Annotated in this window: 19 protein-coding genes; 7 read left to right on the forward strand and 12 right to left on the reverse strand. The window is 62.1% G+C overall.

The window, feature by feature from the left end:
• Window positions 1-76 precede the first annotated feature (76 nt).
• Window positions 77-1219, forward strand: coding sequence for an alpha-hydroxy acid oxidase (locus EFR00_RS20840; RefSeq protein WP_077989965.1), 1143 nt, complete (start codon window positions 77-79; stop codon window positions 1217-1219).
• 44 nt (window positions 1220-1263) lie between these two features.
• On the opposite strand, the gene EFR00_RS20845 is transcribed toward EFR00_RS20840, so the two are convergent.
• The 3 genes from EFR00_RS20845 to EFR00_RS20855 are packed head-to-tail and all read right to left on the reverse strand — an operon-like array spanning window position 1264 to window position 4824.
• Complete coding sequence (locus EFR00_RS20845) at window positions 1264-1704, reverse strand: hypothetical protein (protein ID WP_009995788.1); 441 nt, start codon at window positions 1702-1704, stop codon at window positions 1264-1266.
• Complete coding sequence (locus tag EFR00_RS20850; RefSeq protein ID WP_077989964.1) at window positions 1701-3029, reverse strand: phosphatase PAP2/dual specificity phosphatase family protein; 1329 nt, start codon at window positions 3027-3029, stop codon at window positions 1701-1703. Before EFR00_RS20850 ends, EFR00_RS20845 begins: the two co-directional genes overlap by 4 nt.
• Window positions 3030-3039: 10 nt before the next feature.
• Entirely contained in the window at window positions 3040-4824 is a 1785-nt protein-coding gene (locus EFR00_RS20855) for a bifunctional alpha/beta hydrolase/class I SAM-dependent methyltransferase (protein WP_077989963.1), read from the reverse strand.
• Between the two features lie 199 nt (window positions 4825-5023).
• Between EFR00_RS20855 and EFR00_RS20860 the strand changes: the two genes are divergently transcribed.
• From EFR00_RS20860 to EFR00_RS20875, 4 genes are all read left to right on the forward strand, one after another.
• The gene (locus EFR00_RS20860) at window positions 5024-5635 is read left to right on the forward strand and encodes a CDP-alcohol phosphatidyltransferase family protein (protein ID WP_077989962.1); all 612 of its coding nucleotides are present in this window, start codon (window positions 5024-5026) and stop codon (window positions 5633-5635) included.
• Window positions 5636-5828: 193 nt separating this feature from the next.
• The gene (locus tag EFR00_RS20865; RefSeq protein WP_183738551.1) at window positions 5829-6968 is read left to right on the forward strand and encodes a PspA/IM30 family protein; all 1140 of its coding nucleotides are present in this window, start codon (window positions 5829-5831) and stop codon (window positions 6966-6968) included.
• A 5-nt stretch (window positions 6969-6973) separates the two neighbouring features.
• The gene (locus tag EFR00_RS20870; protein ID WP_077989960.1) at window positions 6974-7621 is read left to right on the forward strand and encodes an OB-fold-containig protein; all 648 of its coding nucleotides are present in this window, start codon (window positions 6974-6976) and stop codon (window positions 7619-7621) included.
• Window positions 7618-9339: a flotillin family protein gene (locus tag EFR00_RS20875; RefSeq protein ID WP_077989959.1), complete on the forward strand. Its 1722-nt coding sequence runs from the start codon at window positions 7618-7620 to the stop codon at window positions 9337-9339. Before EFR00_RS20870 ends, EFR00_RS20875 begins: the two co-directional genes overlap by 4 nt.
• Before the next feature lie 27 nt (window positions 9340-9366).
• Here EFR00_RS20875 and EFR00_RS20880 read toward each other — a convergent pair whose 3' ends face one another.
• The 8 genes from EFR00_RS20880 to EFR00_RS20915 form a co-directional block, all read right to left on the reverse strand.
• On the reverse strand, window positions 9367-10107 hold the full coding sequence (locus EFR00_RS20880) for a metallophosphoesterase family protein (RefSeq protein WP_077989958.1): 741 nt from the start codon (window positions 10105-10107) through the stop codon (window positions 9367-9369).
• Window positions 10108-10464, reverse strand: a complete 357-nt coding sequence (gene uraH, locus EFR00_RS20885; RefSeq protein WP_077989957.1) for a hydroxyisourate hydrolase — start codon at window positions 10462-10464, stop codon at window positions 10108-10110. It lies immediately after the preceding gene.
• Entirely contained in the window at window positions 10461-10961 is a 501-nt protein-coding gene (locus EFR00_RS20890) for an ureidoglycolate lyase (protein ID WP_077990042.1), read from the reverse strand. Before EFR00_RS20890 ends, uraH begins: the two co-directional genes overlap by 4 nt.
• Before the next feature lie 5 nt (window positions 10962-10966).
• Window positions 10967-11329: a HepT-like ribonuclease domain-containing protein gene (locus EFR00_RS20895; protein WP_009988784.1), complete on the reverse strand. Its 363-nt coding sequence runs from the start codon at window positions 11327-11329 to the stop codon at window positions 10967-10969.
• Window positions 11326-11826: a 2-oxo-4-hydroxy-4-carboxy-5-ureidoimidazoline decarboxylase gene (gene uraD, locus EFR00_RS20900; protein ID WP_009988786.1), complete on the reverse strand. Its 501-nt coding sequence runs from the start codon at window positions 11824-11826 to the stop codon at window positions 11326-11328. The genes EFR00_RS20895 and uraD overlap by 4 nt, the downstream gene beginning before the upstream one ends.
• A complete protein-coding gene (gene puuE, locus EFR00_RS20905; protein WP_077989956.1) occupies window positions 11826-12749 on the reverse strand; it encodes an allantoinase PuuE in 924 nt (307 codons plus the stop codon). The genes uraD and puuE overlap by 1 nt, the downstream gene beginning before the upstream one ends.
• A 113-nt stretch (window positions 12750-12862) precedes the next feature.
• Window positions 12863-13570, reverse strand: coding sequence for a DUF1045 domain-containing protein (locus EFR00_RS20910; protein ID WP_009989298.1), 708 nt, complete (start codon window positions 13568-13570; stop codon window positions 12863-12865).
• 113 nt (window positions 13571-13683) lie between these two features.
• On the reverse strand, window positions 13684-14862 hold the full coding sequence (locus tag EFR00_RS20915; RefSeq protein WP_077989955.1) for an NAD(P)/FAD-dependent oxidoreductase: 1179 nt from the start codon (window positions 14860-14862) through the stop codon (window positions 13684-13686).
• Between EFR00_RS20915 and mnmC2 the strand changes: the two genes are divergently transcribed.
• Window positions 14861-15589 (forward strand): tRNA (5-methylaminomethyl-2-thiouridine)(34)-methyltransferase MnmC2, encoded by a 729-nt coding sequence (gene mnmC2, locus EFR00_RS20920; RefSeq protein WP_077989954.1) that lies wholly within the window; start codon window positions 14861-14863, stop codon window positions 15587-15589. The two genes, EFR00_RS20915 and mnmC2, sit on opposite strands and share 2 nt — an antisense overlap.
• A gap of 209 nt (window positions 15590-15798) precedes the next feature.
• Window positions 15799-17502 carry an arginine--tRNA ligase gene (argS, locus tag EFR00_RS20925; protein ID WP_077989953.1) on the forward strand — a complete coding sequence of 568 codons (1704 nt, stop codon included), beginning with the start codon at window positions 15799-15801 and terminating at the stop codon, window positions 17500-17502.
• Between the two features lie 31 nt (window positions 17503-17533).
• On the opposite strand, the gene EFR00_RS20930 is transcribed toward argS, so the two are convergent.
• Window positions 17534-20929: a response regulator gene (locus tag EFR00_RS20930; protein WP_077989952.1), complete on the reverse strand. Its 3396-nt coding sequence runs from the start codon at window positions 20927-20929 to the stop codon at window positions 17534-17536.
• Window positions 20930-20955 lie beyond the last annotated feature (26 nt).

Below are 20955 nucleotides of genomic sequence, written 5' to 3' on the forward strand. Positions count from 1 at the left end.
CTTCGAATTTCCCGTAACGCTCCCGCGATTTCCATGTTACGCCGGATCGCCGAATTCAGATGTGAAGGTTCAATTCATGGCCACTCCGCTCACGATCGCCGATCTGAAAGAACTCGCACGGCGCCGCGTGCCGAAAATGTTCTTCGATTACGCGGATTCGGGCGCCTGGACGGAGTCGACCTATGCGGCGAATGAGAGCGATTTCAGCCGGATCAAGCTACGGCAGCGGGTGATGGTCGACATGACTGACCGCACGCTTGAAACGACGATGATCGGCCAGAAAGTGTCGATGCCGGTGGCCTTGGCGCCGACCGGCCTGACCGGCATGCAGCATGCCGATGGCGAGATGCTGGCGGCGCGGGCAGCCGAAGAGTTCGGCGTTCCCTTCACACTGTCGACCATGAGCATCTGCTCGATCGAGGACGTCGCATCGGTGACGACGCGCCCCTTCTGGTTCCAACTCTACGTGATGAGGGACAAGGATTTCGTCCTCGGCCTGATCAACCGCGCCAAGGCCGCCAAATGCTCAGCGCTGGTGCTGACGGCCGATCTGCAGATCCTCGGCCAGCGCCACAAGGACCTGCGCAACGGCCTGTCGGCGCCGCCGAGATTCACCCCGAAACATCTCTGGCAGATGGCGACCCGGCCCTTCTGGTGCCTGGATATGCTGAAGACCAAGCGCCGCACCTTCGGCAATATCATCGGCCATGCCAAGAACGTCTCCAACATCACCTCGCTCGCCGCTTGGACGCACGAGCAGTTCGATCCGCGGCTCTCCTGGGCCGACGTCGCCTGGATCAAGGAACAATGGGGCGGGCCGCTGATCATCAAGGGCGTGCTCGACCCGGAGGACGCCCGGGCAGCCGCAGACACCGGCGCCGATGCGATCGTTGTCTCCAATCATGGCGGCCGCCAGCTCGACGGCGCCCCCTCCTCGATCAGCATGCTGCCTTCAATCGTCGATGCCGTCGGCGACCGTATCGAAATCCATCTCGACGGCGGCATCCGCTCCGGCCAGGACGTGCTGAAGGCCGTGGCACTCGGCGCGAAAGGCACCTATATCGGCCGCCCCTTCCTCTACGGGCTCGGCGCCATGGGCAAGGAGGGCGTCACGCTGGCGCTCGGCATCATCCGCAAGGAGATGGACATCACCATGGCGCTCTGCGGCAAACGCGACATCAACGACGTGAACACGTCGATCATATCGAGGCAAGGCTGAAGCAGAGGTATCGGCGAAAACCCGCCACACACCCAATATGCAATTCAGGCTGGCGGCGGGGCATGGCTCGCATTGACCTGAAGGATCGCGAAAATCACGAGATAGAGGGCGAGCGCCAAACGCTGCTGCCAGACGATGCGGCGCGATCCGGCAATCCGCTTCTCCAGGCCAGGCGGCGTCGGGTCAGGCTTGCGAAGCTGCATCCGGAACAGCAGGTCGTCGACGGCGGCAAGACCGGCGGCCTCTGTCTCGTGGCTCGCCGCGAGGCGAAACAACAGCGCATCGAAGAGGAGATGGATCGCCAGCGCAAGCACAATCCCGCAGCAAACCAGCATCAGGAGCCAGCTGAGCGTTGGGGCGAAACCTCCATATCCCCCGGTGATCGGGCCGGCGATCAGCGGCAACAGTGCTGTCAGCCCGCAGAACAGTGAATTGCGGCGGAGATCTCGCGCCGCCGCGGAGGCCGCGATTTTCCACGGCGTCATTGCACGCCCTCCTTCGCAGCATGGATACTTTCCACCGGCAGATAAATACGCCGCCCGGCGCGTTCGATCAGTTGCAATGCTTCGGCTGGGTTTTCGCAACGGCGGCTGGTAACCAGCCAACCTACGATGACGCAGGCGCTCCGCTGAAAACCCAGCGCGCAGCAGACGAGGACCGGTCCCTGGTGCCGCGCAGTCTCGATGACATCAGCCGCGGCTCGCGCCTGGACCTTGTCGAGGCCGGTAAGATCGAGGGCGGGAAAACTGCACCAGCGTGCAAGCGTCCCGTTCGGGCGCTGCAGTTCGCCGGTGATGTCGATCACAGTGGCAAAACGGTTGGCCTCGTGGCGACGCGGAAAACGGCCGAGATGGACGCCATCGGCGATCGCCACGGATGCCGGCATTTTGCGCGTCCAGAGCCAAACATTGATGACAGCGCCGAGCCGATAGGGTGCCAGCAGCCAGCGGCTGGCAAGCGCGGCCCGGCCATCGGCACGTTTCAGGAATATTTGCGGCCCGGCGCCGAGATATCCGACGGCGACGATCGCCAGCGCAACGGCCGGCCAGAGCAACAGAAGTGCAGCGGGCGATAGAGGAGTACAGAACACTGTGAGGCCGAGAAACGCGACGGCACCGCACAAATAGCAGAGGCCGAGACGGCGCGACTTCGGATCGCCGCTCAAAGCGAAATTCGCAAGAGGGGAACCGGCATCACGCGGAAAAAGCCAGGCGGCAAACAGACCGAGCAGCATGCCGGTCGGTATGTCCATGACGTGATGCTGCCACGTCGTCAGCACGGAGGCGCCGATCAGGAAGCACCAGAAGTGCCAGAGAAGCCGCGCCCGGCGCGGCAAGCGGCAGCGCAGATGATCCCAGATCACCAGCAGCAGCGCGACGTGCAGCGACGGGGCCTGGTTGAACGGTTTATCGAAACCGCCGAGGACGGCGAACATGAAACCGGGGAGACCGCTCGTGGCCGGCCGGACGAAGATTGCTTCGAGCGGAAACGCGATAAAGCAGGCGATCGCTATGATCTGGATCGTCAGATAACGCCTCGCGAGCATATCCACATCGCGCGGCGTCGTGTTGATGAACAGGCAGAGCGCGTAGAACAGGTTGATCGACCAGTATGGGATGATCGTCCATGCCAGGAACGGAATGGCGCTTTCCCATCCAAAGGCGATGTTCGGCACATGAGCGCGCTGCGATGCCAGCCAGTTGGCACCGCCATAGGTCAGATAGAAGAACGGCGCCAGGAAGACGAGCCAGAGCGCCGCCCGCTTCGCGACCGGCCCTGCCTGGGAAAGAGTGGAACCTGCCTGCCCCAACGGCTTGCCCTCAAATTCTTTCCGCCAGCGAGACGGTGAAAATGCCCCACTGGTCGATGCGCTGTTCGATCTTGCGGAAACCGGCTGCGGCGACCAGCTGGTCCATTTCTTCCTGCGTCCGCCGCCGCATCACCCATGCTTGGCCGCCGCGGTGGGAGGTCAGGGCGCGGGCAATCATCTCCAATTGCGGATGCCATGGCTGGTTGGTGTAGACAAGCAGACCACCGGGCCGCATCGCGCGGGCGATCCCGTCGAGCGAAGCGGCAATCATCCCATTGTCGGAGAAAAGCTCGTAAAGGCCGGAGACGATTGCGAGATCCGGAGCCGGCGTGATTGCAGCCAGCCCCTCGCCGTCAAAGGCATCCTGCTGGCGAAAGCTGACGAAATCACCGAGGCCGCGCGTGGCAATGCTGTTGCGGCCGGCATCGACATTGATGGGGAAATAATCCTGCAATCGCGCACTATCGGGACGCACGGCAGCCGCCTCGATCGCGTCAAGGACATAACGGCCGTGCCCGGCCGCGATGTCGAGCACATGGGTGCTGCGGTCGGCTGCTTTCAAACGCTGCAGCCCCTCCTCGATCAGTTCCTGCAAATGCAGCTTGCGCTGCCTGATGCCGCGCCAGCCGATCGCCTCGAGGAACACCTTGTCGATCAACCGCCCGCCGGGACCGAGTCCCCGCGGCTGGTTCTCATAGACATAATCGAGCGTCGAGCCGGAATCGAAACCGGTCTTGACTCCCGCCTTTATGCCGTCCGACACCAGCGCACCGAGCCTGATGTTGAGACGGCTGAGCGCCCAGTAGATGCCGCGTGGGGACGTGGCGTCGAGAGGGCTCGCGAGCCGGTCAGCCTCATCCTTGGTATAACTCTGGATATGAGCGGTAGTAAGGTCGGCAGGCGCCCGGGGCTCGGAAAACCGCGCATCGATAAAACGGCGGACCTCGGCGAGCGCAATCGCGCGATCCTTCTCACCGAGTGTGTCATGGTAGAAACCAGGAAGCACATGCCGCTCCTTGATGCGGCTGCCGAGATTTTCGTAGAACCGGTGCTGCGGCGCGTGTCGCACCACCCAGTCACTGCCGGAGATCAGCAGCTGGGTCGGAACGGTGATGGCGCGGGCGTCGTCGACGACGCGGGCTGCCGCTTCATAAAGCTGCAACAGAATGTTGGAGGCAATCGGCCGGGTAATCAACGGGTCGGCTTCAAAGGAGGCGATGCGCTCGGGATCGTGGGTCAGAAACCTGGCCTTGACGTAGGAATTGACGAAGAACGTCCCCTTGAGCTTTTCCCAGAGCGCAATGCCTTGCCTGGCGAAAGGCACATAGAGCTTGACGCTGAAGGCCGGTGAGGCGAGCACGAGCGCACGGATCAGCGGCGCATAGTCGTGCACCCAGGAGGTGGCGAGGACCGCGCCGACACTCTGCGCAATGACGGCAATGTCTGTAACGGCAGTCCCGCTTGTCTCGCTGACATGGCGGACGAAGCAATCGAGATCACGCACCGACGCAGCGAAGGATGGCGAATAGCCGCGTTCTCCCGGTGAACGCCCGTGGCCGCGTGCGTCCCAGGCGTAGAAGGCAAAATCATCGAGACCGAGCTCGGTGGCGAGATGCGCGACCCGGCCGCTATGCTCGTGGCCGCGATGGAGAAGAATGATTGCGCCCTTCGGCGCAGCGCCGGTCGCAGGCCACGTCCGATAAAACAGTCGCGTGCCATCGTGCGACACGAATTCGGATTCACGCATCGGCCTGGCCGTCAAGGACGGTTGCCAACTGTCGGCAGCTTGCAGCACGGTCTACTCCAATTCTGATCGCTTGATGGGTTGCAACTACTGGCGGAACAATGATTTGCATTCATTGCAAAAGTCTAGTCGCAAATGTAAGCCCTATACGCGAGCCGATATGAAGTATCCGCTTCCCCACAAGGACGACGTTCTGCACTGCCGGGGCCGGGATTGATTTTCTGATGCCACGAAACTCCACCGAGGTAGCATGTCTGTTTATCAATTGAAGTCCCGGTTCCAGAATATCCTTCGTCCTCTGGTGCGCGCGATGGCGGCGCGAGGCGTCACGGCTAATCAGGTGACTTCAGTTGCCGCCGCCGTCTCGGTTGCACTTGGTTTTTTTCTGAGCGTTGTTCCGCTTCCGCAGCTGTTCCTGCTGGTGCCCGTCTGGTTTCTCCTGCGCATGGGCCTCAATGCTATTGACGGCATGCTCGCGCGCGAACATGGGCAAAAGAGCATTTTGGGCGCCTATCTCAACGAGATCGGCGATGTCGTGTCGGATACTGCCCTGTATTTGCCGTTTGCGCTGATCGATCCGAACGGCGCGATGCCGGTCATGGCGGTGATTTTCCTCTCGGTGCTGACGGAATTTGCCGGCGTATTGGGTCAAACCGCCGGCGCCAGCCGGCGTTACGACGGGCCACTGGGCAAGAGCGACCGTGCGGTGCTTTTCGGCGCGCTCGGAATCTTTGTCGCCGTTGGTGGCACGTTTGCAGCATGGACTATGTGGCTTTGGGCGGTGGTGGCTCTGCTTCTCGTATGGACCATCATCAACCGTATCAGCGCCGGTATTCGCGAGGCGCGCACCGCCGCCCGATAGGAAGCGGAGCCGATCTGCCGCCTGTTTCCTCTGACAACGCTATGCGGGAACTGCGTCGAACGCAGCCCTCTTGCGAGTTGCTTGGCAAGCACATCTTCTGGTCCCTCCCGCCTGTTAACCGCACCTTAAATAAAGGTTGTATTGTTCTGGCCCCCTATTGAAAGCACAAAAGCGGTGCTTTATGTTTTTGTCCATGGCATCCACGAGCAAAACATCGCATCCCTCACTTTTGCGCTACATGCTGGCGCCTGACGATCAGGCCCGGCAGGCGCTCGACGACACCATTGTCGCCTATCGCAGGATGAACGACATCCTGACCGATCTCATCGACGACAAAGCGGGCGCCAATCTCGTCGTCCTGCATGATCTCGCCTATGAAACCGTTCGCGAGCAGACGGGCCTGCCAGCCCGGCTGGTGACGCTCGGCCTTCGTGATTTCGCCGCCAACAGGGGCGTCATCCCGGAACCGCTGCAGCTGCCGCTCGACGACAAGCTCTTCGCCATCAAAGGCCCCTCGGACCTGACCATCGCCACGGTGCACGGACGCGTTGCCGTGCCCTTCGATGTTGCCGGTTACTCCAGGGGATGGGAGAGTATTTTTCCCGCATACCTTGTAGCGAACCATGATCGCTACGAGATTAACATCGGCGTCACGCCGAATTCCGCTCGGATGGAGGAAAACATGACGAATGAAGGCATTCTTTCACGCATGGGTCGCCTGATCGCGGGTATCGCGAACGCAGCGATCGATAAAGCGGAAGGCGTCAACAAGATCGCGGTGATCGAACAGGCGATCCGCGAGATCGATGCGGCTGCGGAGGAAGCCCGCACCGACCTCGGCAAGGCACGCGCCGAGGAATACCGCATCCAGAGCCGCAAGGACGAAATCGTCGAAGACATGAATGCGCTCGATGAGAAGATCCGCCTCGCGGTCTCCTCCGGGCGCGACGATCTGGCAAAGGCCGGCGTCGCCCGTCAGATCGATCTCGAATCCCAGATCGCCGCGCTCGACAAGGCGCTGGCCGATGCGAGCGAGCAGGTGGACGAGGGCCAGAAAGCCTTGCAGGCGGTGCTCGCCACGCGCCGCGAGGCCGACGCTCGCCTGGCCGATTTCAAGCGCAGCATCGCCAGGCACCCCGAAGAGGCTCTCGCCGGCCACAACAGACCGACGCCGGGCGCGGATGCCGCCCGCGCCGCCGCGGCGGTCTCACGTCTGACCGGCGTTCCATCAGCCGAAAACGCCCATAGTTCCGAACTGGACGAACTCGACCGATTGCACCGCGAGCAGGCGATCGAAGCCCGCCTTGCGCGTTTCAAGGCGGATAACCGGTAAATCAGATGGGACTTTTTCTCGCTCCTGAATGCCTTCCTTTTGCGATCGCCGCCGCCGTGCTTGCCGGCCTGACCGTGATCGAGATGCTCGCGACCGTCATGGGTTTTTCGATCACGGAGCTTCTCGGAAAACCGGATCTCCACGGCCATGACGGCATTGCCGGCTACCTCTCCTGGCTTAATGTCGGCGGCGTTCCCCTGCTTATTCTCCTGATGATGGCGCTCGGCTTCTTCGCCATTGCCGGCTTTGCCGTACAGGCGGTCGCCGGCGCTTTCTGGGCTCCGCTGCCCGCCGCTGTCGCCGTCGTTCCCGCCTTGACGGTCACCTTCCCCATGGTCAGGGCATCGAGCCGGACGGTGGCGCGGATCGTCCCGCACGACGAGACTTATGCCGTCGATCTCGATACGCTCATCGGCCGCACCGGAGAAGTGTCCCTCGGCCCGCTCGATCAGGGACTGCCCGGTCGCATCCGGATCAAGGACCAACACGGGAACTGGCATGTTCTGAGAGCCAAGGCTGCCAAGGGCCAGGACCCGTTGAAGATCGGCACGCAGGTTCTTCTCGTCGATCGCAAGGCTGATGTGTTTATCGCCATTCCCGCACTCGCCGATCCGGCCGGAGCGGACAATCAATCTTTCAGGGAGCAGCCATGATGTACGACATTCTTCTACCGGCCGGCATTAGCATCGTTCTGATCTTCGGCATCGGCTTTGTCCTCGCCTCTCTCTACACACGCTCCAGCCGTGACGAGGCCTATGTCCGCACCGGTCTCGGCGGTCAGAAAGTCGTGCTCGACGGCGGCTCCGTCGTCCTGCCGATCTTCCACTCGATCGCCAGGGTGAACCTGAAGACGCTGCGCCTCGAAGTCCGCCGCGGCGAAGGTGATGCGCTGATCACCAAGGACCGCATGCGCGTCGATATCGGCGCTGAATTCTATGTGCGCGTGAAACCCGACGGCTCCTCGATCGCGCTTGCCGCGCAGACGCTCGGCAGCCGCACCAACGATGCCGAGGCGCTGCGCATCCTGATCGAAGCTAAATTCGTCGACGGCCTGCGCTCGGTGGCGGCGACGATGAACCTCGACGCGTTGCAGGAGCAGCGCATGGATTTCGTCAAGGCGGTGCAGGAAGCCGTCGGCGCCGATCTCCAGTCGAACGGTCTCGAGCTCGAATCCGTGTCGCTGACCCGCCTCGACCAGACCGATATCAAGCATTTCAACGCCAACAACTTCTTCGACGCGCAGGGTCTGGCGGCACTGACGCGCATCACCGAGAGCCGCAAGAAGGAGCGCAACGAGATCGTCCGCGACACCGAAGTCGCCATTGCCCAGAAGGACCTCGAGGCTCGCCAACAGTCGCTCGCCATCGAACGGACGAAACGCGAGGCCGAACTCAGCCAGGAACGCGACATCGCCAACAAATCCGCCGCGACGCGCGCCGAAACCGCCCAGCAGGAGCAGGCGGCAAAACGCGCCGAAGAGGAAGCCCGTATCGCCTCTGAACAGGCGATCGCCGAACGCGAGGCAGCCGCCAAGCAGGCGCGCGAAAGCGCGAACATCGATGCGGCCCGCGCCGTCCAGCAGCGCGATACCGAAGCCAAGCGCGACCTTCAGATCGTCGCCCAGGAAAGCGCCATCGCCGTTGCCAACAAGAGCCGGGAAGAGTCCGAGGCGAAAGCGGCTGCCGAAACGGCCCGCGCCACCGCGATCGCTGCAGAGGAAAAGGTCGGCACGGCCAAGGCGATCGAGATCGCCGAGCGCGAAAAGCAGATTGCCGTGATCGACGCACGCAAGAAGGCCGAAACCGAAGCGACCGCCGTCACCGTCGGCGCCGAGGCCGAGAAGCAGGCTGCGATCGACCAGGCGGAAGCCATCAAGACGCTCGCGACCGCAGAAGCGGACGCGGCCATCATCAAGGCCAAGGGCATTCTCGAAACCGGCCGGGCTCAAGCCGAAAGCGAGGCCTTGCTCAACGAGGCCCGCAACAAGCTCAGCCAGACCATCATCGAGTTCGAAATCACCCGCGAGCGCATCCGCATCATTCCCGAAGCGCTGGCCGAGGCGGTCAAGCCGATCGAGAAGATCTCCGACATCAGGATTTTCGACACCGGCGGCATGCTCGGCCGCAGTGGCGCGAACGGCGACAGCGGTATCGGCATGGGCGACGGCCTGGCGGGTCAGTTGCTCGCCTACCAGGCCAACAAGCCGATCCTCGACAAGCTGTTGAAGGAGGCGGGCTTCGAAGGCGATAACGCGATCTCATCCCTGCTTGGCAATCTTGATGGCGCCAAGCCCGCGGCCCCACACGTCGTTCCGGCCGCACCCGCCGCCCCCGCGCAGGCGGCTATCGCCGCTGCACCTCCGAAGGAGTAATCCGCTATCGCGCGCGAAGGCGGCCGGCTACCGCAGCCAGCCGGTCGCCAGCGCACTCGCCCAGTCTGGCCGGCGGTTTTGAGCCGCCAGCCTCGATATCGCAAGATTGTCATAGGCGACGTTGCGGAACTGCCACGTCCATCCCGCAGACGTCTTTTCCAGGATGGCATAGCCGGCCAGAGGATGGCCGGCTTCGACCCTGTGGTAGCAGGGCTGATCGTCGTCATAGGCAGGGCAGCCGACGCTACCGGGGTTGACGATCAGCCGGCCGTCGGAGAGACGGACGGCGCGAGGAATGTGCGTGTGCCCGCAAAGGATCAGAGGCAGGTCTATGCCCTCAGCCAACGCCTCGATCGCTTCGATCGGCTTCGGGAAAACGATACCGTCCGGCGAGACTGACTCCAGCCAGTAGAAGTTGTCGTCTTTCGGCGTTGCATGGCAGAGATAGGCCTCGCCGCGATAGACGGCATCGAATGGCAGGCTGCGCAGCCAGTCGAGCTGGGATGGCGACAATTGCCGATAGGCGGCGGCATCCGAGGCATGCATGGAAGCCGGATCCTGCTCAATGAGATAGCGGTCGTGATTGCCGCGCACCGACGTCAGGCCGAGCGGCATCAGCAGATCCGCCGTCCGGCCGGCCTCCAGCGGACCGCTGAAGACATCGCCGAGATTGACGATCTCCTCGACGCCTTCGGCGCGAATATCCGCAAGCACCGCCTCGAGCGCCAGATGGTTGCCGTGGATATCGGCGATCGCGGCAAATCTCATCTAGCTACCTCGATAGGTGGAGTAACCATAGGGTGAGATCAGCAGCGGCACATGATAATGCGCCGTGACGTCGGCAATGCCGAAACGGATCGGCACCAGATCGAGGAAAGCCGGATGCGGCAGGGGCGTGCCGCAGGCTCTGAGATAATCGCCGGCGTGAAAGACCAGTTCGTAGGTTCCCACGTGGAAATGTTCGCCTGATAGAATCGCGCCGCCATCGATCCGGCCGTCGGCATTGGTCTTGACCGTCTTCAAATGCCTGCGGATCTCGCCCTCGAGCTGGAAAAGGTCGATCCTGAGGCCTGCTGCCGGCTTGCCGAGGGCGGTGTCGAGAACATGCGTGGTCAGTCCGGTCATGAGGCTGGCTCTTTGATGACGAAGGGGATTTCGAAGAAGAATTCCTCCAGATTGTTGCCTGGCCCGTCGCGATCGACGACCAGGAAATCTGAGGTCTGGCCAAGCGCCATCAGCGGATGATGCCAGACGTTGCGGCGGTAATTCACCCCCTGGTCCCCGCGCGCGAGAAACACCTGCGGCCGGCCGGGGCGCCCGCCTTCATCCTCTGAAACGACGACGAGGAAGGGCCGGCCGGAAAGCGGCGAGAAGCTCTGGCTGCCGAAAGGATGACGCTCCATCATATCGACATCATAGGGAAAGCTGCGCGGCTGGCCGCGAAACAGATTTATGATGACGCGCGCGCCCTCGCCCGCCGCCTCGGCTGCGGCCAGCGCATGAAAACGCTCGGTCGTGCCGCCATTGATGAGCCGCATCGAGGCTGGATCGGCTTCGATCACCTCGCCGAACGGGGCGAAGGTCGATCTGGTCAATGGACGGATGTCGAGAAATTCGGGCAACGGCTTCACTCGCCTTCGGCATGCCAGTGACGAATGGCATCGATCTCGACAAGAAGTTCCGGCAGCGTGCGATAGGTTGCCTCCCAGATGTCGGAGGGATCAAGGGCGAAGACGTCTTCGAGGATACGGTTGCCGGTACCGCAGATTTTCGTCCACGGCAAAGTGGGATGCTCGGTGGCAAATTCCGGATGGGCTACGAGCAGGCGGGATGCAGCCGCGCCGATGGTGAAGTGGCAGAAGGCAACGGCCTTGAAAGTGAGATTGTCCTCGGCGAAGGCCGCCTCATCCATTCCGCCGACAAAATACAATGCTTCGGCGGCCGCCTTCTGCATTTCATTGAGATAGTCGATAGCACGCGGCTCGCTCATTCACCCTCCGGCAACATCGATGTCAGGCGCAGCAGTGCGATCCGTTCGACCTGCGCCGTTGCGGTCGCGAATTCTTCATCCGGGCCATTGCCGATCCGGGTCTCGAAGGCCGAAAGGACGTCGTCCTTGCCGAGCCCTTTAACGGCGATGATGAAGGGAAAGCCGAATTTTTCGACATAGGCCGCATTGAGTTCGCTGAAGCGGGCATGCTCGGCCGGGCTCAGCCGGTCGAGACCGGCTCCCGACTGCTCCTTGCGGCTGTCCTCGGTGAGTTCGCCTGCGATCGCCAGGCGCCCGGCGAGATCCGGATGGGCTCGGAGCACGCCGAGACGCTCTTCTCTGCTTGCCGCGCGGAAGACGGCGGCAAGCGCCGCATGCACGCCTGATGCCGTCAGCGGCTCTATTACGCTGCACTTGTCATAGGCACGCTCAGCGATGAAAGACGAATGCTCGAAGACGCCGCCGAAGCGGGAAACGAAATCCTCGCGCGACAGCATCAGAGCGCGTCCGGCTGATGGTGCTTGTGCCAATGTTCGGCAATCTCGATGCGGCGCGGAATCCAGACCTTGTCGTGCTTCAGCACATATTCGATGAAGCGCTTCAGCGCCGCCGCCCGGCCGGGCCGTCCGACAAGGCGGCAATGCAGGCCGACCGACATCATCTTCGGGCTGCCCGCCTTGCCTTCCTCGTAAAGCGTGTCGAAGGCATCCTTCAGATAGGTGAAGAACTGATCGCCGGCGTTGAAACCCTGCGGCGTGGCAAAACGCATGTCGTTGGTTTCGAGCGTATAGGGAACGATCAGGAATGGTTTGCCGTCGATGCCCTTGACCCAGTAAGGCAGGTCGTCGGCATAAGAATCGGAGGAATAGAGGAAACCGCCCTCCTCCTGCACCAGTCGAAGCGTATTGTCGGAGGGCTTGCCCTGATACATGCCGTAAGGCCGCTCGCCGGTCAGTTCGGTGTGCAGGCGCACGGCTTCGAGAATATGCTTGCGCTCGAGATCCTCGGGGAAATCCTTGTATTCCAGCCAGCGGTAGCCATGGCTGGCGATCTCCCAGCCCGCCTCCTTCATCGCCGCGACGGCTTCCGGGTTGCGGGCCATGGCCAGCGTCACGCCGTAGACGGTCGCCTGCACCTTGAGATCGGTGAACATCCGCCAGAGCCGCCAGAAGCCGGCGCGCGAACCATATTCGTAGATCGATTCCATATTGAGATTGCGCTGTCCCGGCCAGGCAGCGGCGCCGACGATCTCCGACAGCAGGTTTTCGGACGCGGGATCGCCGTCGAGGATAGAGCTCTCGCCGCCCTCCTCGTAATTGATGACGAACTGCACGGCGACGCATGCCTCTTCAGGCCACTTCGGGTCGGGCGTCTGGCGCCCATAACCGACGAGATTGCGCGGATAAGTCTCGGATACCATCAAATCACCTTCTGAAAGGACGGGGAACGGTATCATCCGCAGCCGGAATGTCGAGACGGAAACTGCGCGGCAGAATTTATCTTTTCGTCACAATCACTTAGCTCGACGCATCGTCAAGCGATCCTGCGCGCGCTAACCTTGCCCATGGGGTGCAGCGAGTGGACGCGGAAGGGACCGCCAGTGCCCTCTTCGATCATCAATGCCACGTTCGAGACCATCACCGGCTCCTTCAGGACGGGCTCGAAGATCGTTCGCAGCGCCGCTTCGATGCGGGGCATGTCGATCGCGTTGATCGAGCCTGTCACCGGCATATGGAAGCGGAACTCGTCCATGACATAAGGGTTGCCCCAACGATGCAGATTGGCGAATTGCGCCGCCGATAATCCATCCGGATCGCTGCGCTCGATGTCGGCCTCGCTCAGCGGCGCCCGGTAGCGATCGAACTCCTGGACGATCGCCGAAGCCAGATACTGGATCTGCTCACAAGGAGCGCTCGGCATCAGGCTGTAGAAACTGCCGAGCCGGGCAATTTCGAGACGTGAAATCTGGAAGGGAGCGAATGTCCCGGCAAAACGCATGAGATCGCGCAGGAGTTGCGATTCGGACATATCGCCGGACAGATGGAACGGCGCTTTCAGAACGCCGTGGAAACCATAACGCCGCGGCACCGCGGTATGAAAGGCGATCTCGTGAATGCCGAGGCCGCGGACGGCCGGAGGCTCCAGCATATCGCCGGAAAATACGTTTCGACCGAGCCAATTGGCGGCCACAAGCGACAGCGGGTCGCTCGCCGGAGGCGTGAAGCAAATGGCATAGCGCATGCAATTTCCTCCATCAAGAAGTGAGCGCCGATGAAATTGGGCGCTGCCGATGCGCAAGCAGATAGGTGATTTGCATGACAGAATAACGAAACGCAGCTGTATCCAATTCGCGTCTAACGTGAAGCCACAGCGATATGACTTGAAATCGCAAAGCTTTCCGGCAGCAAAAAACCGCAATCTGTATCGTCTGCGATACAAACTGCCGCCTCCGCCAGCCGGTGGGCAAGACCGAAGCTGACCTTGAAACCGCCGGTCAATGCGATGAGCCGCGGGTGGTCGGGATGGCGGCCGATCATCGGATCGCGGTCGATGGCTTTCGGGCGAAGCCCCGCCCAGCGTTCGACGATCGGCGCGTCGCGAAGGATCGGAACGATGGCGCGCGCCGCCTCGATCAGCGCGTCGAGCTGGGCATCGGTGGAAACGGGATCGTCGAAGCGGTTCTCGCTGGTACTGCCGATCGCCGCATGCCCGCCCTCATGCGCGACGACGTAGAGACCGTCGAGGAAGATCGTCGGCAGCGCCGGATCGATCTCCGCCTTCAATAGCGCCGCTTGCCCCTTGACCGGCTGGCCGAGAGGCTGTTTCAGCCCCGGCGTCAGATCCTGCAGCAGGGGAAAAGACCGATGGCCGGCGGCCAGGATGCAGCGGCCGAAGGTGACGGTTTTGCTGCCTATCGCGGCCGTGCCTCGGTCCGGATCGAGATCGGCAACATCGGCGTTTTCCATGATGCGCACATGTTTTGCTTGCTGCAGGAAGGCGACGAGCACTGAGATCAGCGAGCGGGGAGCGACGCGGCCGGCAAGCGTGTCGTGCACAAAGCCGCTCTCGCCGGCAGAGGCCTCGACCCAGCCGTCTACATCGGGCCTGTCGAGCACATGCCAGTGGAACCGGCGCTCGCCTGCCCGCCAGTGGCGCTCGGCGTCCTCGGAATGGCCGCGGGCTATACGGTTGAGATGCGGTTTCGGCAGCGGGATCAGTCGTCCGGACCTGTTGTAGCCGGCGGAAAGCCCTGTTGCCGCTTCGAGCGCCGCGATTTCGGCTTCGAGCGAGACCAGCGCATCGAACTGGAACTGCTTCTTCTGCGACCAGCGGTCCGGCATATGCGGCATCAGCGCCCCGAGCAGGCCGCCGCTCGCACCTCTGCCCAGCCTGCCGGCGTCGGCAAGAAGGGTGCTGATCCCGCGCCGCTCGGCATGGACGGCCGCCCAGAGGCCCATGATGCCGCCGCCGACGATCAGCAGGTCGCAAGAAGATTGACCGGACGCCGGCACAGGACTATCGGCTTTTTCCATGACAGACGTGAACCCAGATCAGATTGGCGCTGGCGCGCCGCAGCCGCTCGAATGGCGCGACGGCGATATGCCCTATTCCACCGCCTTTGGCGATCATTTTTATTGCCAGACGGATGGACGGCTGGAATGCGGCCACGTCTTCCTCACCGGCAACGGCCTGCCGGAGCGCTGGAGCGGTCGGCAGACATTCGTGATCGGCGAACTCGGCTTCGGCACCGGCCTGAACTTCGCCGAGACCTGGCGGCAATGGAAGCAGCATCGCGCCGCCGGCCAGCATCTGCATTTCATCTCCTTCGAACTCCATCCGATGCACGGCGAAGAGATCGGCCGGGCGCTCTCGCACTGGCCGGAGATCGATGCCGAGCGCGAAGCGCTGACCGCGGCCTGGCCACAAGCGCCTAATGGGACCGTCTCGCTCGACCTCGACAACCAGACGCGGCTCAGCGTCGTCTGCGGCCCGGCCCTCGACGGCGTCATGACGGCGAAGCCGGGCTTCGACGCCTGGTATCTCGACGGCTTCGCCCCGTCGCGCAATGGCGACATGTGGTCGGAGGAACTGATGCGGCGCGTCCATCAAAAGACCACGCCCGGCGGCACTTTCGCCACTTACGCCGCGGCCGGCTTCGTACGCCGCAATCTCGTCACTGCAGGTTTTGCCGTCGAGCGCCGCCACGGCTTCGCCGGCAAACGTGAAATGCTATGCGGCGTGAAGGCGGCCTGCGCCTAGAAGCCGAGCGCCTAAAATCAACGTTTTGTAATGGCGATTTCCCATATTCATCCTATCGCAAAGATTGCAATTGGCGTTAAGACGGTCTATCGGCAAATCGAATTCGAAGGGCCCGACATGGAGAATATCGTTCCAAAGACCGTGCGACGACGCTGAAAAGCTCTCAAGCTTCAGCGAACCTTCAGCCGTGCAGTCAAAGGGAACGACCCATGTCCATAAAATCGGCAGCGCTTGCCGCACTCGCCTCCGCATATAAACTGAACGGCCTCGGAGCTGTCCCATCCGTCATCCGGTCAACAAAGCCTGAATTCGGCGACCTCCAGTGCAATGAGATGATGCGGCTCGCCAAGGCGACTGGTAAGAACACGCACGACCTAGCCGCCTCCGTCGCTGCAGCAGCGCGCAATGACGTCTTCGACGAGGTTTCCGTCGCAGGTCCGGGTTTCGTGAATTTCCGGTTATCGAACGAGACCATTGCCGCGGAGGCATCAGCGATGCTGGGAGATCCCGCGCTTGGCGCGGAGAAACAGCGGCCAATCCGTACCGTCATCGACTTCGGCGGCCCCAATGTCGCAAAGGCGCTGCATGTCGGCCACCTCCGGTCATTCGTTATCGGTGAAAGCCTTCGCCGCATCTTGTCCGAGATTGGACATGACGTGATCTCGGACATTCACCTCGGCGACTGGGGTCTCCAGATGGGCAAGCTCCTGTACGGCGCTGCCATCGCTTCCGGCTGGCAGCACGGAGATCCCGTGCCTTTCATCAAAGACTTCTCCTTCGACGAAATGTCCGTCGAGGAGCTCGGAATACTCTACAAGTCCGGCAATGCGGCTAGCGAGGACGAAACCGCGCTTGCCGTCGCCCGATTGCTCACGAACATGCTCCAGGACGGCCATCCCATCCTCACGGCTGCGTGGAAGCGCATGCGGGAGATTTCTCTCGAAGCGGTGTCAGCCACGGCCGAACAGCTCGGCGCGCATTTCGACCTGCTTCTGGGCGAAAGCGACGCCCACTCCGAGATCGCTCCCATGCTCGATGACCTCGTGTCACGTGGGCTCGCCCGGGAGAGCGATGGAGCGCTGGTCATCGAGGTCTCCGGCGAAGAATTGCCTGACAACGCCCCGCCACTTCTACTCCGGAAGAGCGATGGTGCCGCGCTATATGGCACCACGGATCTGGCGACGCTGCGGCGGCGGGTGCGGGACATCGGCGCGCAACAGATCATCTACTGCACCGACGACCGCCAAGCGCTTCACGTCGGAAGCGTTTTCTCGGCTGCACGGGTGGCAGGATATGCCAACGGGATTGAGCTGAGACATGTAACCTTCGGTACCGTCCGGGGATGGAATGGAAAGCCGTTCAAAACCCGGGACGGTTCCGCGGCGGCGCTCGGCGAGATGATCGAGCTGGCGCTTGCGAAGGCCGCCGAGAAAGTAAAGGACAAGGATTCAGCAACTGCAGTCGGCCTCGGCGCGCTGAAATTCACCGACCTCTCCATCCCGAGAAAGACCGGATACGTCTTCGATATCGACAGGATGACCTCGTTCGAGGGGAGGACGGGGCCTTACCTGCAGTACGCATACGCGCGGATCTGTTCGATCCTCAACAAGGCGGCCTTAGCAGGCATCGTTCCAGGCGTCACCATCTCGGTCAGTCATCCGTCGGATCGGGCGGTGCTGGTCGAATGCCTCTGGTATCCCCATTCCTTATCCGAGGCTGCCCGGCGGCTTGAGCCGTTCGAGATCGCCGAGCGGGCATACCAAGTGGCCGACACCTTCAGCCGCTTCTACACGGACTGCGAGGTGCTGACCGGAGAAGATCCGCCTGCACGTCTCGCCACCTGCAAGTTGGTAGCGCAAGTGATCGGGAAGTGTCTTGAACTTCTCGGAATGGAAACTGTGCGGAGGATGTGACCGATGCCACCTGTCCGTGAATTGCGAAAGATCAGTAGCTCGTACGTCCCGGCTGCTGGTCGTCCTTGCCGAGCCACTGCCGGATCTTTTCTTCCAGCAGTTCGGGGCTGATCGGCTTCGACATGTAGTCGTCCATCCCGGCGTCGAGGCAAGCCTCCCGGTCGCTTTCGAGCGCATGGGCGGTGACGCCGATGATCGGCACACGCTGGCCCTGCCCCTTTTCCCTTTCGCGGATCGTCCGGGTTGCCTCATGGCCGTTCATGACGGGCATCGAGACATCCATCATGATGATGCGCGGCGTGTGGCTCTCCCAGGCCGCGACTGCCTCCAGCCCGTTATTGACAACAAGGAAGGAAAGCCCGGTTCCCTGCAGGATCTGGGTGAAGACGATCTGGTTGACCTCGTTGTCTTCGGCGACGAGCACGTCGACGAATTCCGCCGCCCGCTTCTGCGACGCAGCCGCAGGCACCGGCGCCGGCACGGCCGTTTCGGCCTGCAACCGGGTGATTTCGGCCTGCGAAGCCTGCTTCACGCGCCGGACGCGAACCACCTCGACGACGGTGTTACGCAGCACGTTGGCGCGCGCCGGCTTCATCAGATGCGCCTGGCCGTTCAGCGCCGCGAACTCCTTTTCCGTGCCCGAGATATCCATCGACGTCAGGAAAATGATCGGCAGCTCGACAAAGCGGGGATCGGCGCGGAGCCGGCGGGCGACATTGGCGCCGTTCACGTCGGGCATGTGATAGTCGAGTATGACGGCATCGACGGTAACACCGAGATCGGCCGCCGCCTCCAGGATCGCAAGGCCGGTCTCGCCGCCTTCGGCAGCGACGCCGTCGAAGCCCCAGAGCGAAAGCTGCTCGGTGAGGATGCGCCGGTTGACCTCATTGTCGTCGATGACGAGGATGCGCGCGCCCTGCACGTTGATCGGCAGCGGCTTCGGCTCGAGGTGGGCGGCCGCTACCGCGAAGGGCAGTTTGACGGTGAAGACCGAGCCCTTGCCCCATTGGCTCTCGACCTTGATATATCCGCCAAAGAGGTCGACGAGCCCGGCCGTGATCGCAAGTCCGAGGCCTGTTCCCTCATGCCGCCGGGTCGAGGAAGCGTCGACCTGCGAGAACTTGTCGAACACCGATTCCAGCTTTTCCTGAGGAATACCGATACCCGTATCTTCGATCCGGATATTCGCCATGATCTCGCCGCCGACGACGGTCTCGAAGCCGACATCGACGAAGACATGGCCACGCTCGGTGAACTTGACGGCGTTGCCGACAAGATTGGTGACGATCTGGCGGAAGCGGCCGGCATCGCCGATTACAGCAGCGGGCAGATCGGGTGCGGCCCGCACCAGCAGCTCGATGTTCTTCTCGGCGGCATGCGAGGAGAGAAGCGTCGCCACGTCCTCCACCGCTTCAGTAATATCGAAAGCCGCTTTGCGCAGCGTCATCTGTCCGGCATCGATCTTCGAGAAATCGAGAATGTCGTTGATGATCGTCAGCAGCGCATTGCCCGACTTGACGATGATGTCGATGAAGGTTTTCTGGCGCGTATCGAGATTGGTCTTGGCCAGCAGCTCTGCCATGCCGAGCACGCCGTTCATCGGCGTGCGGATCTCATGGCTCATATTGGCGAGGAATTCGGATTTAGCGCGGTCGGCAGCTTCGGCGCGCGACAGCAGCTCACGCAATTCCTCCTCACGGCTCTTGAGCTCGGTGACATCGGTAAACAGCGCCACCCAATGCTGCCCGGTGCTGACCGTCGCATCCATATTCACCCAGCGCTCGCCGGCGACATGGAAGACGGTGGAGATCGGTTGCCTGGCCGCGATATTGGCGCGCCACTCCTGCAGGATTTCGGCCGCCGCATCGTGAAAATCGCCACGCGCCGCGCAAAATTCGAACATGCCGAGCCAGCCCTGGCCGGCCGCGATATAATGCGCTGGGATCTGCAGGATATCGGCCATCGCCTCGTTGGACATCCTGATGATGCCGTCCTGGACGATCGCAAGCCCTTGCGACATGGCGTGCGTGGCATCGCGCATCATTTCGCCGACCCGCTCGAGCGCGGCGCGGGTCTCGTGAATTTCCTTCTCCCGCTCGCGCACCGCCGAAATATCGGCATAGGTCAGCAGGATGCGGTCGTTGGAAATGCGCCGGCTGTCGAAGATAACGGATTTGCCGCCCGCCCAGCCGACCTCGATCGGCTCCGGCTCCTCGGCTTCGAACAAGTGCTTGCGAAAGGCGTAGAGCTCTTCCGGTGTTCGCGTCCCGTCGTAGCGCCCGAGTTCGTAGTTCCGGCGAATGACATCGATGAAGGGGCGCCCGTCGAAACGATCCTCGCGCGGCAGCTCCCAGATGCTGTAGAATTCGTCGTTGACATAGAGAATCCGATGGTCGTTATCGAGGATCAGCACGCCGATCGGCAGCGAACGCAGGATGCTCTCGATATCCCGATGCAGCACTTCTTCCTGCTTGCGCGAGGCGATCAGCGCCTTCTCGCGCTCCTTGAGCGGCGAGATGTCGGAAAAGGAGCCGACGACATAGGTTCGTCCATCCGCGGTGATGACGCGGTTGACGCGCGAGATGACGGGATAGACGTGGCCGCCCTTGCTCGGCATCTCGCTCTCGAGCTCCACCGAAATGCCATTCCTGAGCGCCAGCAGGTTTTCCTGGTAGATCGGCTCAGCACCTTCCGGCCCGAACATCTCGTGTTCGGTCATTCCCAGATACTCGGAGCGGGCGCGGCCGCTGAAGGTCTCGTAATATTTGTTGGCATAGATCAGGCGATGCTTGTCGTCGCGTACGAAAACGGCAACCGGTAGATCTTCCAGCACTGTGCGCAGCGCGTCGAGTTCGCTGACGCTGTCACCCCAGGCCGAATCGCCGGCGGGCGCAGGAGGTGCGCCCTTGCGATGAGCGGCGTTGACAACCAGCGGGCGGCCGTCTGCGGCGAAGATGCCGATCGGGTAATCGAGCTTTTCCAGCGCCTCGCGCACCTGGGCGAAATCCGCGTCGACTCCGGAATCGTTTACAGTCCGAGAGCTCCCGCCGTTAGCCCTGTTGCCAGTGGCGCGGCGCTCACCGGGTTCGAACATGCCGAGCACATAGATCCGGTCCGGCGACGGCGAGAAGCTTTCGATCTGAATGCGCTCATGGGTAAGGTTCGCCGCGTCGAAGCAAATGGCGTTCTCCTCGGTGCCGAACACAAGTGCGCGGCGTTCCTTGTCCTCGCGGTGCTCTTCTTCAGGGCGATCGAAGAGTTCGCGGCTTCGCCTGCCGATGAAATCGGAAATCTCTCGGCCGAGGAATTTCGCATAAGCCTCGTTGACGGCGACATAGCGCAACTCGCTGTTCTTGACATAGGCCGGGGTATCCAGATCAGCGATCCGGCGGCAAGCCAACTCCAATATGTCCCCGGCTGATTTCAAGAAATTGTCGCTCCCGCAATAAATGA

This window comes from Rhizobium sophoriradicis (assembly GCF_003939025.1).
Classification (GTDB): Bacteria; Pseudomonadota; Alphaproteobacteria; order Rhizobiales; family Rhizobiaceae; genus Rhizobium; species Rhizobium sophoriradicis.

Bases quoted from the DNA above. Each gene is read 5' to 3' on its own strand.
- EFR00_RS20860 (WP_077989962.1), top strand. From the start codon at position 5,024: ATGTCTGTTTATCAATTGAAGTCCCGGTTCCAGAATATCCTTCGTCCT.
- puuE (WP_077989956.1), bottom strand. From the start codon at position 12,749: ATGGTATCCGAGACTTATCCGCGCAATCTCGTCGGTTATGGGCGCCAG.
- EFR00_RS20875 (WP_077989959.1), top strand. From the start codon at position 7,618: ATGATGTACGACATTCTTCTACCGGCCGGCATTAGCATCGTTCTGATC.
- uraD (WP_009988786.1), bottom strand. From the start codon at position 11,826: ATGCTGTCGCGCGAGGATTTCGTTTCCCGCTTCGGCGGCGTCTTCGAG.
- EFR00_RS20840 (WP_077989965.1), top strand. From the start codon at position 77: ATGGCCACTCCGCTCACGATCGCCGATCTGAAAGAACTCGCACGGCGC.
- mnmC2 (WP_077989954.1), top strand. From the start codon at position 14,861: ATGACAGACGTGAACCCAGATCAGATTGGCGCTGGCGCGCCGCAGCCG.
- EFR00_RS20880 (WP_077989958.1), bottom strand. From the start codon at position 10,107: ATGAGATTTGCCGCGATCGCCGATATCCACGGCAACCATCTGGCGCTC.
- EFR00_RS20895 (WP_009988784.1), bottom strand. From the start codon at position 11,329: ATGAGCGAGCCGCGTGCTATCGACTATCTCAATGAAATGCAGAAGGCG.
- EFR00_RS20915 (WP_077989955.1), bottom strand. From the start codon at position 14,862: ATGGAAAAAGCCGATAGTCCTGTGCCGGCGTCCGGTCAATCTTCTTGC.
- EFR00_RS20870 (WP_077989960.1), top strand. From the start codon at position 6,974: ATGGGACTTTTTCTCGCTCCTGAATGCCTTCCTTTTGCGATCGCCGCC.
- EFR00_RS20865 (WP_183738551.1), top strand. From the start codon at position 5,829: ATGGCATCCACGAGCAAAACATCGCATCCCTCACTTTTGCGCTACATG.
- EFR00_RS20845 (WP_009995788.1), bottom strand. From the start codon at position 1,704: ATGACGCCGTGGAAAATCGCGGCCTCCGCGGCGGCGCGAGATCTCCGC.
- argS (WP_077989953.1), top strand. From the start codon at position 15,799: ATGTCCATAAAATCGGCAGCGCTTGCCGCACTCGCCTCCGCATATAAA.
- uraH (WP_077989957.1), bottom strand. From the start codon at position 10,464: ATGACCGGACTGACCACGCATGTTCTCGACACCGCCCTCGGCAAGCCG.
- EFR00_RS20910 (WP_009989298.1), bottom strand. From the start codon at position 13,570: ATGCGCTATGCCATTTGCTTCACGCCTCCGGCGAGCGACCCGCTGTCG.